Source organism: Arthrobacter sp. Cza30 (assembly GCF_059090765.1).
The window spans coordinates 241,771-258,794 of record NZ_JBNHGA010000007.1 but is presented as its reverse complement, the minus strand read 5'-3'; the positions used below and the strand labels follow the sequence as shown (position 1 = coordinate 258,794).

The window sequence follows — 17,024 nt, the reverse complement described above, 5'->3', positions numbered from 1 at the left end:
CTATTTCAAGAGGTCTTCGTCCGCCTCAATGGCCGAAAGGGCGATGTCCTTGTACCCAACCGATTCGAACAGGATCGTGATCCGGTCGGGCTGGGTGCCCATGACGATGCCCGGTCCCCACTCGCGGTGCTTCACCGGGCGCTGGATCTCATAGCCCGCCGGCATCGACGCCTCCCGGGCTTCGGCCTCCGCCTCGGACGAGGCCTCGCAGTTGTCGCAGTTGCCGCAGTAGCCGTCCGTCTCCTCACCGAAGTAGTTCAGCAACCAGTCCCGGCGGCAGCGGTCCGTCTCGGCGTAACCTCGGGCCATTTCGATCCGGGACTCGTCGATGCGGTGTCGCGTATCGGCTTCCGCCAGTGCCTTTTCCGCCGCCGACGCCGGGTCTTCGCCGCCGACCGCCCGGTAGCCCTTGCGGTTCACGGTGACGCTGCCGCTGTGCTCCAGGAAGTTGAGCAGGCGGGACTGTTTCCGCTGTGACAGGCCGGTATGTTCACGCAGCGCAGCGGGCCGGAGCGGACCGTGTTCCCGTACGGCGCTGAAGACAGCCGCGAGCTCGTCCGGGTCCGGGGTGCCGCCGGCAAAGAAACGCTGCAGGCCCAGATCCTCGGACCGGTAATGCAGAATCGCCCGCGCGGGCTCACCGTCCCGTCCGGCGCGGCCGATCTCCTGGTAGTAACTGTCCAGCGAATCCGGGATGTCCGCGTGAACCACGAACCGCACGTCCGGCTTGTCAATCCCCATGCCGAAGGCGGAGGTGGCCACGACCACGTCCACCCCGTTCTCCTGGAACCGCTCGTGGATCGCCTCCCGGTCCGCGGCCTTCCGGCCCGCATGGTACGCGTCCGTCCGCAGGCCGCGCCCGGCCAGCTCGGCGGCGTACCTCTCGGTGTCCCTGCGGGTGGACGTGTACAGCAGGCCCGGCCCGCCCAGTTCGGCCACCTGGTCCACCACGGCCCGCCGCTTGCCGCCGTCCTCGTGATGCCGCAGGACCTGAAGGTTCAGGTTCGGCCGGTCGAAACCCTGCAGGCTGACGAACGGGTCGCGCATGCCCAGCCGGTCGACGATCTCGGCCCTCGTATGCGGTGACGCGGTGGCCGTCAGGGCGATGACCGGCGGGTGTCCCAGCCGCTTCACCACCGAGGTCAGCATCAGGTAGTCGGGCCGGAAATCGTGTCCCCAGGACGAGATGCAGTGGGCCTCGTCCACCACGAACAGCGAGATGTCCTGTTCGGCCAACCGCCGCAGGGTTTCTTCGCGGGCCAGCTGTTCGGGCGCCAGGAACAGGAACTTCGCCTCGCCGCCGCCCACCGCCTCCCACGCCGCCCGTTCCGCGGAGGACCTCACGTGCGAATTCACCGCGAAGGCCCGCTGCGCGCCCAGATCGCCGTTGATGGCGTCCACCTGGTCGTGCTGCAGCGCAATCAGCGGAGAAATCACGACGGCGGTGCCCGGCAACGCCACGGCAGGGACCTGATAGATGGCGGACTTTCCGTGACCCGAGGGCATCACGGCCAGGACGTCCTCACCGCGGGCGGCCGCCGCCATGGCGTCCAACTGCCCCTCGCGGAGCACGTCCCAGCCGAAGGATTCTTCGGCCACCCTGCGCAATTCGTCGTGGTCGGGCGTCCGGGAATGCTCTGGCATCAGGCTCCTGCCGGTCGGGTCAATGACGGGGTTCCAGTTCGTTTCTAACGAATCCGCAGGGGTTTGTATATAGCAGTCAAGGGCGGCCCGACGGCAGTCCCGCCGTCGGTCGGGGGGACCGGGGCCTGCGGGTAAGGCATGGCTCAGGTGACCCCGCACCCGCTGAAGTGGGATGATTAGCGCAGACTTGTCTTGCGTATTGTCGGCCAATAGCGGGACAAACTGGTTCCAGCCATCGATCCAAGGAGCACCCCAGGTGTCTGTGGTATCCACCCCCGCAACCCTCAAGCATGCCGCCGGCATGATCGACAATGCCGAAGCTCGGCGCATTCGCAACGACTTCCCCATCCTCGACCAGCAGGTGAACGGCTCGCCGCTGGTGTACCTGGATTCGGGCGCCACGTCCCAGAATCCACTCTCCGTCATGGAGGCCGAACAGGAGTACTACGAACAGCGGAACGCCGCCGTCCACCGGGGTGCGCACATGCTGGCCGTCTCCGCCACCGATGCTTTCGAGAACGCGCGGGAAACCGTCGCCGGTTTCATCAATGCCGGCATCGACGAGGTGGTCTGGACCTCCAACGCCACCGAAGCCATCAACCTTGTCGCCTATGCCTTTTCCAACGCCAGCGCCGGCCGCGGCGGGGCGGCCGCGTCGCGTTTCGCGCTGGGGCCCGGCGACGAGCTGGTGGTTACCGAGATGGAGCACCACGCCAACCTGATCCCCTGGCAGGAGCTGGCCTTCCGCACCGGCGCCACCTTGCGCTTTATCCCGGTGGACGACGCCGGTGCGCTGCGCCTCGACGAGGCGGCGCAGGTCATCGGTCCGCGCACTAAGGTCGTGGCGTTCACCCATGCCTCCAATGTGCTGGGAACCATCAACCCGGTGGAGGACCTGGTGGGGCTCGCCCGCAAGGCGGGCGCCGTCGCCGTGCTCGACGCCTGCCAGTCCGTGCCGCACATGGCCGTCGATGTGAAGGCACTGGACGTGGACTTCGCTGCCTTTTCCGGGCACAAGATGCTGGGTCCCACCGGCATCGGCGTGCTCTACGGCAAGGCGGAGCTGCTCAACGCCATGCCGCCGTTCCTGACCGGCGGTTCCATGATCACCACGGTGACCATGGAACAGGCCGACTATCTGCCGTCCCCGCAGCGCTTCGAGGCCGGGACCCAGCGCATCTCGCAGGCGGTGGCGCTGGCAGCTGCGGTCGACTACCTCCAGGAAACTGGCATGGACCGGATCCATGCCTGGGAGGCCGAACTGGGGCAGCGGCTGGTGGCCGGACTCGCCGCCATCGACGGTGTCCGGGTGCTCGGCCCGGCCGCCGGCGCCGAACGGATCGGTCTGGCCGCCTTCGACGTCGATGGGGTTCACGCCCACGACGTCGGCCAGTTCCTGGACGACAAAGGCATCGCCGTGCGCGTCGGCCACCACTGCGCACAGCCGCTGCACCGGCGCCTCGGCCTGGTGGCGACCACCCGCGTCAGCACCTATCTGTACAACACCACCGACGACGTCGACGCCTTCCTGGACGCCGTCACCGGGGTCCGCCCGTTCTTTGGAGTTAACTGACGTGAGTGCTGAACTGCAGCAGCTGTACCAGCAGATCATCCTGGAGCACGCCAAGAAACGGCACGGGGCGCCCCTGGCCGATCCGCCGCCGGGAGACAAGACCGGCGAGTCCCACATGCTCAATCCGACCTGCGGCGACGAAATCACGCTTCGCGCCGCCGTGCACGAGGACGGCGCCGCGACCATGCTCTCCGGCGTCAGCTGGGACGGCCAGGGCTGCTCCATCTCGATGGCCTCCGCGTCGGTGCTGAGCGACCTGGCGCAAGGCATGGAGCGGGAGGAGCTGCTGAAGGTGGTGGACAACTTCCGCGAGCTGATGCGCTCGCGGGGGAGTGTCGACGCCGACGAAGAAATCCTCGGCGACGCCGCCGCGTTCTCCGGCGTCTCCAAGTATCCGGCACGGGTGAAGTGCGCGATGCTCGCCTGGGTGGCGCTGGAAGAAGCCCTGCTGGCGGCGAACTGACCGGATGCAAAAGGGGCCGGGCGGCGCATTCGCGCGGCCCGGCCCCTCCTTTGGCTTGCTGGCGTGCGGCCTAGCCCGCGAGGCCGCGGGCGCCGATCACCAGCGTGGCGATGCCCAGGATCATGGAGGTGGTCGCCTTCATGAACTCCATGGTGAAGTAGCGGGTCATGGCGCCCTTGTCGTCTTTGGAGCGGGGATCCTTCCACACCCGGACGAGATGCGGGGCCCAGACCAGCAAGGCCCAGACGCCGGCAAGGATCAGCACCCAGGCCAGGGCAGCCGGAATATTCACTGCAGCGGCTCCCGGATCAGGCGCGGCCGGACAGCCAGGCCTCGGCCTGCTGCGCCTGGATGTTCAGCGCTTTGCCCAGCATCGGCTCGGCGGCAGCGGCGATCTTGCCGCCCAGGAACGGGATCGAAGACTTTACGTCTCCGCTGAGGTCCACCCGCGTGGAGTCTCCGTCGGCCACGAGCTGCTGGACCGCGGTGACGTCCACCGGGGCCCCGGCCACCTTCATGCTGACGTCGGCGGTGCGGGAACCGTCGGCCGCGGGCGCCTGCCACCGTTCGGTCTGGGTGACGGTGAGCGAGTCGCCGAGCATCTTCTTCGCAATCTCCGGCAGCCGCGCACTGGGAACCTTGCGGACCACGGTCAGCGTGAAGGCGCCCGCAACATCGCCGTCGCGCTGCACGGACTCCAGCGTGCCGCCGACCAACTCGCTGATGTGGCGCAGGAACGCCTCGTCGGTGAAGGTTTCGGTGACCTTGGCTGCGGGATAGGGCAGGGTGGTGGAAGCGCTGAGCGCCATGAAGACTCCCGGATTGTCGGAACTGGTTGGGCCAGCATCCATCCTACTGTGCGCGGTAAAGTTGGTCCCTGACCCTCAGTTGCGCCGAACCCGGGTGCGCCGAACTGGAGGGTATTCGTGTTGCGCCCGACCGGAAGAAGATGGAACACAATGAGCCTGAACGGACTGCGCACAGCCCTCGCCCAGGACGAATCGTTCGCGAAGGTACGGCTGCAGTCGGCCCGGCCCGTGGCGGAGCGCAGCGAGGATCTGCAGATCGGTGCGCCGCCCGGGCTGCGGGCCGCCCTGCTGGCCGAGATGGTTCAGGGGCTGGAGGCGGGCGCCGGCGAGGGGGCCGCACCGGGCGGCGGGTCCGGGCCCGGCGTCGTGCTGGCGGTGACCGCGACCGGGCGGGAAACCGAAGACCTGGCGGCGGCGCTGCGCAGTTACTTGCCGGATGAGTCGATCGAGGAGTTCCCCAGCTGGGAGACGTTGCCGCATGAGCGCCTGTCGCCGCGGTCGGACACGGTGGGGCGCAGGCTGTCGGTGCTGCGCCGGCTGAAGCACGACGACGGGGCGGCGCCGCTGCGGGTGGTGGTGGCGCCGGTGCGCGCGGTGCTTCAGCCGCTCGTGCAGGGGCTGGGGGATTTGCAGCCAGTGTCGCTGACGGTGGGCGACGAGGTCGCTTTCACCGACGTGGTCCGTCGGTTGTCCGAAGCCGCCTACGCCCGCGTGGACATGGTGAGCCGGCGAGGCGAGTTCGCCGTGCGCGGCGGAATCCTGGATGTTTTTTCGCCCACCGACGACCACCCCGTCCGGATCGAGTTCTTTGGCGACGAGGTCGAATCGATGCGCTGGTTCGCCGTTGCCGACCAGCGCTCCCTGGCCGGGGAGAACGTCAAGCACCCCGCCCAGCTGTACGCCCCGCCGTGCCGGGAGCTGTTGATCACGCCCTCGGTCATGAGTCGCGCCGCCAAACTGAAGGGGCAGATGCCGGCGGCGGCCGACATGCTGGAGAAGATTGCCGGGGGCGTCGCCGTCGAAGGCATGGAATCGCTGTCGCCGGTGCTGGTGGACGCCATGGTGCCGTTCATCGGGGAGCTTCCGCCCGGCTCCATCGCCGTCGTCATTGAACCGGAAAAGGTGCGCGGCCGCGCCCATGACCTCGAGACAACAAACGACGAGTTCCTGGCCGCCGCGTGGGCGACGGCTTCCGAGGGCGGGGACGCACCGCTGGACCTGGGGCTGCAGGGGGACCTGGAGCAGGCCGGCTTCCGGTCGCTGGGGGACACCCGGGCGACCGCCGGAGAACAGCAGGTGTCGTGGTGGTCCATCACCTCGTTCAACCCCGACGACGAAACAGTGCTGGACATCGACACCTTGACTATCGCGGCCAGGGAGCCGAGGGGCTACCAGGGCGATGTGGCCGAAATGATGGAGTTCATTGGCTCCCGCGTGCGCGACCAGTGGCGTGTGGTCGTGGCGACCGAAGGTCCGGGCCCGGCCGCCCGCATGGCCGAGCTCTTCCACGATGCCCAGATCCCGGCCTCCCGCATCGAATCGCTGGAGAGCGAACCGCAGCCCGGGATCATCGAAATCACCACGGCGAGCACCGGCAAGGGGTTTGTGTTCGACGGGCTGAAACTGGGCCTGCTGACCGAAGCCGACCTGCTGGGCCGCGCCACCGCGCGCTCCACCAAGGACATGCGCAAGATGCCGTCGCGCCGGCGCAACGCGGTGGATCCGCTGCAGCTGACCGAGGGCGACTTCGTGGTGCACGAGCAGCACGGCGTGGGGAAGTTCGTGGAACTGGTGCAGCGGTCCACCGGCGCCGGGCCCACCAAGGCGATGCGGGAGTACCTGGTGCTGGAGTACGCCGCGGCCAAGCGCGGCGCACCGGGGGACCGGCTGTTCGTGCCGACGGACCAGTTGGACCAGGTGACCCGCTATGTCGGCGGAGATGCTCCGGCGCTGTCCAAGATGGGCGGCTCCGATTGGGCCAAGACCAAGAGCCAGGCCCGCAAGGCGGTCAAGGAGATTGCCGGGGAGCTGATCCGGCTGTACTCGGCCCGGATGGCCTCCCGGGGGCACGCCTTCGGACCCGACACCCCGTGGCAGCGCGAGCTGGAAGAGGCCTTCCCCTACATCGAAACGCCCGACCAGCTGACCACCATCAACGAGGTCAAGGCGGACATGGAGCGGGAAGTTCCGATGGACCGGCTGATCTCGGGCGACGTGGGCTACGGCAAGACCGAGATCGCGGTGCGGGCCGCGTTCAAGGCGGTCCAGGATGGCAAGCAGGTTGCCGTCCTGGTTCCCACCACCTTGCTGTCCCAGCAGCACTACGAGACCTTCAGCGAACGCTTCTCCGGGTTCCCGGTCAGGGTCAAGGCGTTGTCCCGCTTCCAGACGCCCAAGGAAGCCAAGGACACGATGGAAGGCATCAAGAACGGCAGCATCGACGTCGTCATCGGAACGCACCGGCTGCTGTCCAAGGAGGTCCAGTTCAAGGACGTGGGCCTGGTCATCGTGGACGAGGAGCAGCGCTTCGGCGTCGAGCACAAGGAAGCGTTGAAGAAGATGCGCACCAACGTGGACGTCCTGGCCATGTCCGCGACGCCGATCCCGCGCACCCTGGAGATGTCCCTGACCGGGATCCGCGAGACCTCCACGCTGGCCACCCCGCCGGAGGAGCGCCATCCGGTGCTGACTTATGTCGGCCCGTACACGGACAAGCAGACGTCGGCGGCCATCCGGCGCGAGCTGATGCGCGAGGGCCAGGTCTTCTTCGTGCACAACCGGGTGTCGTCCATCGAGCGGCAGGCGGCGCGGATTCGGGAGCTGGTGCCCGAGGCGCGGGTGGAAGTGGCGCACGGTCAGATGAGCGAGTCACGGCTGGAGCAGATCATTGTCGACTTCTGGGAGAAGCGCTTTGATGTCCTGGTCTGCACCACCATCATCGAGACCGGGCTGGATATTTCCAACGCGAACACCCTGATCGTCGACCGGGCGGATCGCTACGGCCTCTCCCAGCTGCACCAGCTGCGCGGGCGGGTGGGCCGCGGCCGGGAACGGGCGTACGCCTATTTCCTGTTCGACGCCGAGAAACCGCTGGGCGAAGTTGCCCTCGAGCGGCTGAAAGCCGTGGCCGCCCACAACGAGCTGGGCGCCGGCATGCAGCTGGCCCTGAAGGACCTGGAGATCCGCGGCGCCGGCAACCTGCTGGGCGGGGAACAGTCCGGGCACATTGCCGGCGTCGGTTTTGATCTGTACATCCGGCTGGTCGGCGAGGCGGTGGCGGATTTCCGCGGCGAAACCGAGCAGAAGGTCGCCGAAATGAAGATCGAACTGCCCGTGAACGCGCACCTGCCGCACGACTATGTTCCGGGGGAGCGCCTGCGCCTGGAGGCCTACCGGAAGCTCGCCCAGGCGACCACACACGAAGCCATCGACGAAGTGGTGGCCGAGCTCACCGACCGCTACGGCGAGCTGCCCGAGCCCGTCCGGAATCTCGTGGCGGTGGCGCGCTTCCGGGTGGAGGCCCGCGCCGCCGGGCTGACCGACGTGGCGGTGCAGGGCAACTTCATCAAGTTCGCGCCGGCGGCCTTGCCGGAGTCCAAGGTGATGCGGCTGAACCGGATGTACCCCGGGTCGCAGGTGAAACCGGCGCTGGACTTCATCCTTGTCCCCAAGCCCAAGACCGCCCGTATCGGCGGCAAGGACCTGGCCGACTTGGCCATCCTTGAGTGGGCGCAGGGCGTCATCGACGCGGTGTTCAAGGAGTAAACGGCGCGGGTTGCTAGGCGGCCAGCGCCGCATACCGGCCGTCGGCGTCGAGCAGGGACTCGTGTGTTCCCTGTTCGACGATCCGGCCGGCCTCGAGGACGGCGATCTGGTCGGCATTCCGGACAGTCGAGAGCCGGTGGGCGATGGTGATGGTGGTGCGGCCGGCGGCCAACCGGTCGAAGGCCTGCTGGACAGCGTGTTCGGTCTGGGTATCCAGTGCACTGGTTGCCTCGTCCAGCACCAGCACCGGAGGATTGCGCAGCAGGGTCCGGGCGATGGCAATCCGTTGCTTCTCGCCGCCCGAGAACCGGTGCCCCCGGGACCCGACGACGGTGTCGTAACCATCCGGAAGCGCCGCGATGTGGTCGTGGATCTGGGCGTCCCGTGCGGCCTGCTCGATGTCGGCATCGCTGGCATCCGGCTTGGCGTAGCGCAGGTTTTCCCGCACCGTGGTGTGCAGCAGGTAGGTGTCCTGGCTGACCACTCCGACAATGGCCGCCAGGTCGGCCAGGCGCAGGGCGCGGAGGTCGACGCCGTCGATGGTGACGCGACCTTCCGTCGGATCCTGCAGGCGGGCCACCAGGGCGGCCAGGCTGCTCTTCCCCGATCCGGTCGGGCCCACCAGGGCCAGGCTGGAACCGGCGGGGACGGCCAGGTTCACATGCTCGACGGCCGGTGTCTCGCTGTCCGGATAGCTGAAGCTGACGTTCTCGAAGCGGACGTGGCCGGCGACTTTCGACGGATCCACCGGGGCGGGGGAGGCGGGCTCGGCGATCTCCACCGGCAGGTCCAGATACTCGAAAATCCGGGCGAAGAGCGCCAGCGAGCTGGTGACGGTGATCGTCACGTTCAGCAGCCCGAGCAACGGCCGGAAAAGGCCGCCCTGCAGCGCGGTGAACGCCACCACCGTACCGATGCTGATGTTCCCTGCGGCCCCCGGCAGGCCGGCGGCGAAGTAGATGACGGCGGGTACGGCGGCAAAAATGATGCTCATGGTGGCCATCCGCCAGCGCCCGGCCAATTCGGAACGAAGTTCCAGGTCGGTCAGCCGCTCCGACGAGGCGGAAAACCGGGCGGCCAGGTCGTCTCCGGTGCCCAGGGTCTTGCTCAGCTGGATTCCGCTGACCGAGAGCGATTCTTCGATGGTCACATTCATGTCGGCCAGTTCCCGCTGGCGGCGGGCGGTCAGCTCCCGGCGCACCTTGGCCACCTTGCGGGTCAGCACAATGGCCGGCGGCATGACCAGCAGCGAGATCAGCGACAGCTGCCAGGACAGCGCCGCCATGGCCACTGCCGTGGCGACGACGGTGGTCAGGTTGGTGGCAATGCCTGTAGCGGTCGAGGTGACCACCGATTGCATGCCACCGATGTCGTGTGTGATGCGGGACTGGATTTCCCCGCTCCGTGTCCGCGTGAAGAAGCCGACGGACTGGCGCTGGAGGTGCGCGAAGACCTCGGTCCGCAGGCTGTGCATCACGCGTTGGCCCACCCGGGTCGCGATCCAGGTCTGCAAAACGCCGAACAGGGCCGTAATAGCAGCGACCGCCAGCATCCCGGCGGTCAGCCCCGCCAGCAGCGAGAGCTGTTGGCGGGGCAGGGCCGTGTCTATCACGGCGCGCAGGAGGAACGGCGAGGCCATGGCGGCGGCCGAAGACGCGATGATGATGCCGGTAACGAGGGCCAGTTCCCCCCGGTACGGGCGGAAAAGGGCGGCGATCCGCTTCAGCGGTACCTGCCGGGCTTGTTCTTTTTCTGCGGCCGTCGGCTCCCTTACGGGTCCGCGGCCGGCGGTTATTCCGAAGGTTTCCGTCGGAACCACCTCGATCCGTGATGAAGGGGGCAACGTGCGCCGCCCGCATTGCTGAGGTTACCTCAATATGAGGTTGCAACAGGAAAACTTGGTAGCCTATTCCCCGTGGCAGACGAAAGTTTACTGGATGCGTTCTGGGCAGTGTCGCGTCAACTCAGGAGGGGCGCCCGGGAGGGGATGGCCCCGCTCGGCGTCGCCCCGTCACAAGCGAGGGCACTGCGCGTGCTCCGCCAGCACAGCCCGCTGCGATTGGGTGAACTTTCCGAGCGGCTTCGGATAGCGCCGCGATCGGCGACCGACATCGTCGACGGCCTGCAGGAGAGGGGCTGGTGCTCGCGGGAGCCTGATCCGGCGGACCGCAGGGCCACGGTGGTCGTCCTGACCAAGGCTGGGCGGGAGATAGGGCAGGCTATCCGGGAGGTCCAGGTGAGGCATGCGGAGAAGTATTTTGGCGCCCTGTCTGCAGCCGAGCGCTCCGAACTTGCTACGCTCCTGGCCAAGCTCACCTCGGCGGAGGACTAAGCCGGCGCTACCGCAGGAACGCGAACCACACGGCGGCGACGGCAGCAAGCACGACGACGGTGCTGACTACCCAGGCGGTCCTGACCGTCTTTCGGGGTGCTTTGGAGCGTTGCGTGGACCGGGAGGAGCCGGACTGCGGCTTCTCGATGCGAACATACTTCGTAGGACCGGCCGCCTGACCGGCCGCCGGTGCCACTACTTGGATGAGGCCGGTGCGCAACTCCCGCCGGGCGGGATACGGGTCGCCGGACGGCTTGGACACAAGCGGGATCACTGGAATCATGCCCGTCGGCGGCGCGGGCTCGGCTGCGCCCGTGCGAACGTCGCGCCGGCTCGGCAGTTGAGTGTCTTGGGCAGGATTGGGCATTACTGGCCTTTCAGCCATCAGGAACGGGTTTTGTACGCACAGACGTGGCATAGCCATCTTAGGTAGCCGGTGCGGAAATCCGGGCATCTCCCTTTGTCGTGTCGGGAAGTTCGTCGGTTCGCCACCGGTGTGAACGGCCCGCCGCCTCGTTCAGCTTTCCTTTGGCCGATCTTCGGGCTGCGCCGCCCGGCTTCCTGAGCTGCCGAGGCCAGACTGGCACGTATGAGTTTCCCTGACCAGCCCAGCCAACGGGAGGCGGACCCTGGCCGACCGGCAGTGTCCCTCGTCCTGGCCGCCTGCGAACTGCCGGTGGTCGCGATGCCGGTGCTGCATGCCCTGGCGAGGGACCTGAGGGACGAACACGCCTGCCGCAGGTTCGTGGCCGACTACATTGACATGTGGGATGTCCGGAGGATGCGGCTGGTCCAGGCGGTCCAGGAACAGGATCTCGACAAGGTCATGGATGTTTCCCTGAGTCTCAAGACTGCCAGCAGCGTGGCCGGGGCACTGCGGCTGTCGTTTTGGGGCCAGCAGGTTCAAAGGCTGGCCACCGAAGCCGCGGAGGGAAACCGGCATGGCTTGGCGACCGCGCGGGATCTGCTGGACCCGATCGGAAGCTGCGGCGACGAGACGATGCGGCGCCTTGCCGCCGATTATCTGGCGACAGCCGACCGGGCCATCCGATAACCGAATCCGCGAACGGTCTCCAGCCACCGGGGCGAACGCGGGTCATCTCCGAGCTTGCGGCGCAGGTTGGCCATGTGGACCTCGACGGCGCGTTCGTCGGCCTCCGACACGAAGGAGCCCGTGTCAAACTCCTCAAACCGCAGGCGCCGCACCAGGTCCTGCTTGCTGCGCACGGTGCGGCCGCCGTCCATGAGGGTTAACAGCAATTCGAATTCCGTCCGGGTCAACTCCACCGCGGCCGCGTCCACGGTTACCGTACGGGTCGGATAGTCCAGCGAGAGGCCGTTGTGGTCGTACGTGCCGAGCGCAACCGCGTCGGCGGCACCGCCGTCGTTTCCTGTGGCCGGCCGAAGGGCGGGGGCCGCGGGTTGCTCGGCAGAGAAAGCAGTCGGTACTGCAATGGCCGCGGGAGGCTGCGTTGGCAGCGGCCCGGTATTGCGGGCGCGGCGGAGCATGGCCGAAACCCGGGCACGCAGTTCAAACGGTCGGAACGGTTTGTTGATGTAGTCGTCCGCGCCTGACTTGAACCCCAACACGGTATCGATTTCGTTCGACCGCGCCGTGAGCATGAGGATGTAGGCATCGCTGAAAAGGCGGATCTGCCGTGCCGCCTCGAACCCGTCAAAGTCCGGCAGCCCCACGTCCAGGGTCACGATGCTGGGACAGTACTTCCTCACCGCAGCTACGCCCTCCTGGCCACTGGCAGCAGCATGAACCGAAAAGCCGGATTGGGTGAGGACACTGCTGATGAGCCGCCGGATGTCTTCGTCGTCTTCTATGACGACGGCTACTTGCGGAGTGTCCATCTATCCCATTTCTTGTGTGTCGGCCTGACGTGCAGTCGAAAGACTGTTTGAGCCGATGTGTGGGCCAGCTCTCAGACTCTTCTTAGCTACGATGCCCTGCTCCTCTGTAACGTTCAACCCCCACGCGTGGCCGGTGGTGTCTCGCAGCCGTAGAACAGTGGGTGTCCTTGTTTTGTCGTCTGCGGCGTGTTCCGTTGCTCTCCCGACTCCATGATCTTGAGGTTGGAGGTGATTCTTGAGGTTCGCCCGGCCGTCCAGCCACTAATTTCGAGAACCTTTGGCTCATGCAACCGTTCATCTTTGGTTGTGCCGATGAGAGTTGAAGCAGCGGGAGGAACGTCCTACCGGGTCAGCACAGCATGAGGTCGAAGATGAACAAGATGGTTAAGGGCACTATTGCGATCGGCGCCGGCGCACTGTTGCTTCTCGGTGGCGGCGGAACGCTGGCAGCCTGGAACGCGGACCAGACCGCACAAATGGGCACGATCCAGGCCGGTAACCTCAACCTGACGGCAGGGCAGGGTATCTGGACGAGCAACCTGATGGACGCCCCCGTGGACCTCACAACCCACAAAATCATTCCCGGCGAGACCCTGACCTACAAGCAGAACCTGGACGTTGTTCTTGAGGGCAACGCCATCAAGGCGAAACTCAGCGTGGACGGGAAAAACGGGAAGAACGTTCTCGACGCAGCCTTCGTCGATGGAACGATCAATAAGCCGGAAGTCACCCTGGCCAAGGAAGGCGTTGACCTAACCAACGTCCTCTCGAAATCGGTCGAGGGCATCACAGCGTCCGTGAGTTTCACCTTTAACGCGGACACCGCACGTAGGCAGAGCGTGAGCGCGAAGTATGACTTCAGCAACGTGGCATTCAAGCTTGAGCAGGTTACGCCCACGCCCGTGAGGTAGCAGAAACGGTTGCCTCGTTTTGACAGTCAGAAGGCCCGCTGGGCATCGGCTCCAGCCAGTGGGAGGCAGGGGGAGTTGGATGCGGCGTTTTGTGACGGCAGCGGCGCTGATGTCGGGTGCGGTTTTCCTGGGTATGCTCGCCGTTCAAGTCACTTATGCCGTCTGGAATGCGAGCGTGTCGGCCGATGCCGGCACCGTTCAGGCCGCCGACTTCACAGTCACCCTCAGCGGGGACGAAAGCCGGCACATGGATATGACGCTGGCCAACGGCGCTCCGGCGACGCTTACATTGTCCACGAAACCAGCGGGCGCCGTGCTGCCCGGCGGTACTGTGTATGCCGGCGTCCTCATGACGAACGAGGCCAATGCCACTGCAGATTTTGCCGTTGAGGCGAAGGTGGCGGTAGCGCCGATTATCGAATCGCATGAGCTGGGCAGATTCCTCAAAATCACGTCCGCAGCCGCTGAGGATCTCGCCTCCTGCTCGGACCCTGGCCTTTTTGGTGCCGACCCGGATGCGCTCCCTTCGTTCCGCCTGGCCAAGGGGCAAGCGCGCGCCTTTTGTTTCCAGGTGGAACTCGCCGATGACGTGCCAGCCTCCCTGGATGGTTCGTCTACAGCGATTTCCATTCCGTTGTCTGCCGCTCAGATGTGAGAGAGAAGCCCATGGATGTTGTTCGCCTGATAGGCAGGGGACTTGCCTACCTGGCCTTCCTGACGGTCACCCTGGCAGCACTGGTGCTGGTCGTTATACCTCTGGTTACCGGGTCTCAGACATACACGGTGCTGACGAACTCCATGGCACCCAAATACGCGCCCGGCACGTTTCTGGTGGTGAAGCCTGTCCCTTTCGCAGAGCTGAGTACCGGCGACGTCATCACCTACCAGGTGGAATCCAACAGCCCCGTCGTCGTCACACACCGCGTCACCGCTATCATCACGGCGCAAAACGGTGAGCGGTTGCTGGTGACCAAGGGGGATAACAACTCCCTGGAAGACGAGATGCCCGTCATGGAAGTGCAGGTTCGCGGCAAACTGTTCTATGCCGTGCCCTCGGTCGGCTTTGTTGCCAACGCCCTGGGACAAGGCGTGCGCGGCGGCCTGGTGCAGCTTGCAGCCCTCGCGCTCATTGCGTATGGCGGCTTTGCGATGATTCGCGGGCTGCGCCAGCGGAGAAAAGAAGGCGGCTCAGTCGATGTCCCCGGGCTCCCGTCCAATCCTGCAGGAGGGGACAACGGACCGGCGACGGACGCCCGGGACGACCTCTGCGCCCGCGCCGGCACCACTGCCGTGTCGCAGGCGGAAGCGGTGCCCACCCGCCGCTCGCTCAGGGAACAGAACAGGATGTAGCGCGATGACCGGACGAAAGGAACGACGACCCTGGGTTTGGCGCGCCTCGCTTTCGGTCCTGTTGATCCTCTTGGTTCTGGCGCCGGCCGATCCGGCATTCGCGGGCGATGAACGTCTGCAGCTCAGCCTGGACGGACGGAATTTCGCGTCGCGGCTTCAGGCACCGTTGTTTGAAGAGAGTGCGCCGCTGGTGCCCGGTGGATCCATCACCGCCGGCCTGTGGATTCGCAACAACGGCAGCGAGGCCGGAGCGCTGACCGTGGCCGGCGTCGTCGGCGACGCCGACTTGCAGATCGCCAAGAATCTGGTCCTGCAGGTTGAGTCGGGCGAGGCACCTGCCAGTGAAGCCTCGCTGACTGGGCCGTGGTCTTGTTCCCGCATCAACACCGTCTGGATTCTGGAGGCGGGGGAGATCCTGCGCCTGGATATGACACTGCGTCTCGGTCAAGAGGCTGCGAACGAAACCCGGCTCAAGACCGCTGATGTGAATGTGGCCGTGACGTTGCAGGCGACGGCGGGAGGACAGGCGGCCCGCGCCGCCTGCCCCGCAGGCACCGGATCCAATCCGGGCGTCCCGCCGCGGGACGGGGCAGCGGCCAATCACGCATCCGAGCCCGGCCGTGCGGGCGCCGCCGACTCGAACGGAACCGGTACAGACACCACCGGCCCCAGCGAGCCGCACGGTCAACAGGCCCTCAACACCGCCGTGCCTGCTGATTCCGAAGACCAGGAGTTCCCGTTGCCCGGGACCGAGGCGGGTGCGCCGGCGACTAAAACAGGGCGCGCCACACAGCCCGCCATCTGGATCGAGAGCAATGTGTTCGCCAACAGCAGCAGATGGCTGGCGGTAGCTCTGGGACTGATGGGAACCCTGTCTGTTGTCCTCATGAAACGAAGGAAGCGCTTATGAGAAAACCTCGCGAACCCGACGCGCCGGATTCCGCTGGAGGCCCCGGATTCCTGGTGTGGTTGAGGGCATTGCCCGGTTTCGTGCCGGCCTTGGTGGCATTTTTCCTGGTCGTTCTGCTCGGCGTCGGCGTGCCGGTCGCCGCAGCCAAGTGGCAGCAGACGGCCACCGCCACCCTGAACATCACGGTGGGGCCGGTGCCAGGGCCGCCGCCCGGATCCGGGGCTGCCCCTGTTGTGGCCGGCGCCCACTTGAAGCCCCGCCCCATAGGGCCGGGACGGAAATCCGCGCAATGCGTGGTGGGGAAAACCAAGGAGGAGTTGGTGAACCGCGACAAGGTCGACGTCACCTTCAGTTGGAGCCGCGCCTCGAGCTTCACGCACTACACCGTCACGCTCACGTCAAGTGATCCGCGTTACAACCACGCGGCCGACGTGAAGGGCGAATCGGTCACGTTCAGCATGCCCCGGATTCCTTCCGACCGGCTGGGCAATCCTCTCAACGGGGCCGGGACCAAAGCTCCCTATTACACGCAGTACAGCTTGCGCATCCAGCCGATGAACGGTGCTATCGCCGGCGATGCTGCCTACTTGGCGTACGAATACCAGCACTCGAACGTGGAAAACTGCTACTACGACGCCAAGCAGCATCCGCCTTTGGGGCCGTTGACGAGTGTGAAGCATAGCGTCAGTGCGCCCGCCGGCGACCGCAGGCACGTGTCCTTCAGCTGGAACGGATCGGCCGGGGCGACGTCCTACGAGGTGTCCCTGCAGGGCGCCAACGGCTGGGGCGCTGAAACGACTGTGCAGGCGACCAGCGCCGGCTTTGAGCTGCCGTTCTCCCAGACCGGCGGTGATTTCTTTGCCGATTACCGCTTACGGATCCAGCCCATGGACGGAACTGTTGCCGGCGATCCCGTCTACAAGACCCTGAAGTATTTCCCCTGGGGCACGACACTCCATGAGGCTGCTTCACCGGAGTAGGAATGCCCGCGGACTTCGGGATGCCGGACTGCAAAAACCCTGGAGACGGGCGGCGGTTCGGTGTACCCGTCCCTGTTGGTTGTCGGACCGGACGCGTATCCTGACCCTAGGGGAACGGAGTAGAAAAGCCATCGTTCCGTCGTGATCGAAGGGGTGCTTTCATCATGGTAGATATGGGCTTGGCATGGCTGTTTGGGCTGCTGTTGTTGGCGATTGTGGCGTTGCTGGCGGTCCTGGTGATACGTGCGTTCATGGGGCTGAGACCGCGCGACGTGGAAGATGCTTTGGCCGCGGCAGGCGGCCAAATACAGCAGTCGCACCGGCGGAGCACCGCCCGGCAGATCCTTGACCAGAGGTTCGCGCGCGGCGAGCTGACGGCAGATGCGTACCGCGAAGGCCTGCGGGTCCTCGGCGAAGACCGCTAGCC

General features: G+C 66.2%; 17 protein-coding genes. 11 read left to right on the top strand and 6 right to left on the bottom strand.

Annotated elements, in window-relative coordinates:
• Complete coding sequence (locus tag AC5RVZ_RS23975; RefSeq protein ID WP_494068138.1) at positions 1 to 1,644, bottom strand: RecQ family ATP-dependent DNA helicase; 1,644 nt, start codon at positions 1,642 to 1,644, stop codon at positions 1 to 3.
• 256 nt (positions 1,645 to 1,900) lie between these two features.
• Here AC5RVZ_RS23975 and AC5RVZ_RS23970 point away from each other — a divergent pair, with 256 nt between their 5' ends.
• Together AC5RVZ_RS23970 and sufU are read left to right on the top strand one after the other, a co-directional pair.
• Positions 1,901 to 3,217: a cysteine desulfurase gene (locus AC5RVZ_RS23970; protein WP_494068137.1), complete on the top strand. Its 1,317-nt coding sequence runs from the start codon at positions 1,901 to 1,903 to the stop codon at positions 3,215 to 3,217.
• A gap of 1 nt (position 3,218) precedes the next feature.
• Positions 3,219 to 3,680, top strand: a complete 462-nt coding sequence (sufU, locus tag AC5RVZ_RS23965; RefSeq protein WP_494068136.1) for a Fe-S cluster assembly sulfur transfer protein SufU — start codon at positions 3,219 to 3,221, stop codon at positions 3,678 to 3,680.
• 70 nt (positions 3,681 to 3,750) lie between these two features.
• Here sufU and AC5RVZ_RS23960 read toward each other — a convergent pair whose 3' ends face one another.
• Together AC5RVZ_RS23960 and AC5RVZ_RS23955 are read right to left on the bottom strand one after the other, a co-directional pair.
• The gene (locus AC5RVZ_RS23960) at positions 3,751 to 3,972 is read right to left on the bottom strand and encodes an SCO4848 family membrane protein (protein ID WP_494068135.1); all 222 of its coding nucleotides are present in this window, start codon (positions 3,970 to 3,972) and stop codon (positions 3,751 to 3,753) included.
• Between the two features lie 16 nt (positions 3,973 to 3,988).
• Entirely contained in the window at positions 3,989 to 4,489 is a 501-nt protein-coding gene (locus AC5RVZ_RS23955) for a DUF2505 domain-containing protein (RefSeq protein ID WP_493977796.1), read from the bottom strand.
• Between the two features lie 150 nt (positions 4,490 to 4,639).
• Here AC5RVZ_RS23955 and mfd point away from each other — a divergent pair, with 150 nt between their 5' ends.
• Complete coding sequence (gene mfd, locus AC5RVZ_RS23950; protein WP_494068134.1) at positions 4,640 to 8,254, top strand: transcription-repair coupling factor; 3,615 nt, start codon at positions 4,640 to 4,642, stop codon at positions 8,252 to 8,254.
• 13 nt (positions 8,255 to 8,267) lie between these two features.
• Here the strand turns inward: mfd and AC5RVZ_RS23945 are convergent, their stop codons facing one another.
• Positions 8,268 to 10,073 (bottom strand): ABC transporter ATP-binding protein, encoded by a 1,806-nt coding sequence (locus AC5RVZ_RS23945; protein ID WP_494068133.1) that lies wholly within the window; start codon positions 10,071 to 10,073, stop codon positions 8,268 to 8,270.
• 96 nt (positions 10,074 to 10,169) lie between these two features.
• Between AC5RVZ_RS23945 and AC5RVZ_RS23940 the strand changes: the two genes are divergently transcribed.
• Positions 10,170 to 10,586 (top strand): MarR family winged helix-turn-helix transcriptional regulator, encoded by a 417-nt coding sequence (locus AC5RVZ_RS23940; protein ID WP_494068132.1) that lies wholly within the window; start codon positions 10,170 to 10,172, stop codon positions 10,584 to 10,586.
• Positions 10,587 to 10,593: 7 nt separating this feature from the next.
• Here AC5RVZ_RS23940 and AC5RVZ_RS23935 read toward each other — a convergent pair whose 3' ends face one another.
• Positions 10,594 to 10,860 carry a hypothetical protein gene (locus AC5RVZ_RS23935; protein WP_494068131.1) on the bottom strand — a complete coding sequence of 89 codons (267 nt, stop codon included), beginning with the start codon at positions 10,858 to 10,860 and terminating at the stop codon, positions 10,594 to 10,596.
• A 315-nt stretch (positions 10,861 to 11,175) separates the two neighbouring features.
• On the opposite strand from AC5RVZ_RS23935, the gene AC5RVZ_RS23930 reads away from it, so the two are divergent.
• Positions 11,176 to 11,640 carry a hypothetical protein gene (locus AC5RVZ_RS23930; RefSeq protein ID WP_494068130.1) on the top strand — a complete coding sequence of 155 codons (465 nt, stop codon included), beginning with the start codon at positions 11,176 to 11,178 and terminating at the stop codon, positions 11,638 to 11,640.
• On the opposite strand, the gene AC5RVZ_RS23925 is transcribed toward AC5RVZ_RS23930, so the two are convergent.
• Positions 11,607 to 12,446 (bottom strand): response regulator transcription factor, encoded by an 840-nt coding sequence (locus AC5RVZ_RS23925; RefSeq protein WP_494068129.1) that lies wholly within the window; start codon positions 12,444 to 12,446, stop codon positions 11,607 to 11,609. The genes AC5RVZ_RS23930 and AC5RVZ_RS23925 overlap by 34 nt on opposite strands.
• A 371-nt stretch (positions 12,447 to 12,817) precedes the next feature.
• On the opposite strand from AC5RVZ_RS23925, the gene AC5RVZ_RS23920 reads away from it, so the two are divergent.
• The 6 genes from AC5RVZ_RS23920 (at position 12,818) to AC5RVZ_RS23895 (ending at position 17,022) form a co-directional block, all read left to right on the top strand.
• Positions 12,818 to 13,357, top strand: coding sequence for an alternate-type signal peptide domain-containing protein (locus tag AC5RVZ_RS23920; RefSeq protein WP_494068128.1), 540 nt, complete (start codon positions 12,818 to 12,820; stop codon positions 13,355 to 13,357).
• A gap of 79 nt (positions 13,358 to 13,436) precedes the next feature.
• Positions 13,437 to 14,012, top strand: coding sequence for a hypothetical protein (locus AC5RVZ_RS23915; protein WP_494068127.1), 576 nt, complete (start codon positions 13,437 to 13,439; stop codon positions 14,010 to 14,012).
• An 11-nt stretch (positions 14,013 to 14,023) separates the two neighbouring features.
• The gene (locus AC5RVZ_RS23910; RefSeq protein ID WP_494068126.1) at positions 14,024 to 14,707 is read left to right on the top strand and encodes a signal peptidase I; all 684 of its coding nucleotides are present in this window, start codon (positions 14,024 to 14,026) and stop codon (positions 14,705 to 14,707) included.
• A gap of 4 nt (positions 14,708 to 14,711) precedes the next feature.
• Entirely contained in the window at positions 14,712 to 15,617 is a 906-nt protein-coding gene (locus AC5RVZ_RS23905; RefSeq protein ID WP_494068125.1) for a hypothetical protein, read from the top strand.
• Positions 15,614 to 16,597, top strand: a complete 984-nt coding sequence (locus tag AC5RVZ_RS23900) for a hypothetical protein (RefSeq protein WP_494068124.1) — start codon at positions 15,614 to 15,616, stop codon at positions 16,595 to 16,597. The genes AC5RVZ_RS23905 and AC5RVZ_RS23900 overlap by 4 nt, the downstream gene beginning before the upstream one ends.
• A gap of 164 nt (positions 16,598 to 16,761) precedes the next feature.
• Positions 16,762 to 17,022, top strand: coding sequence for an SHOCT domain-containing protein (locus tag AC5RVZ_RS23895; RefSeq protein WP_494023716.1), 261 nt, complete (start codon positions 16,762 to 16,764; stop codon positions 17,020 to 17,022).
• Positions 17,023 to 17,024 lie beyond the last annotated feature (2 nt).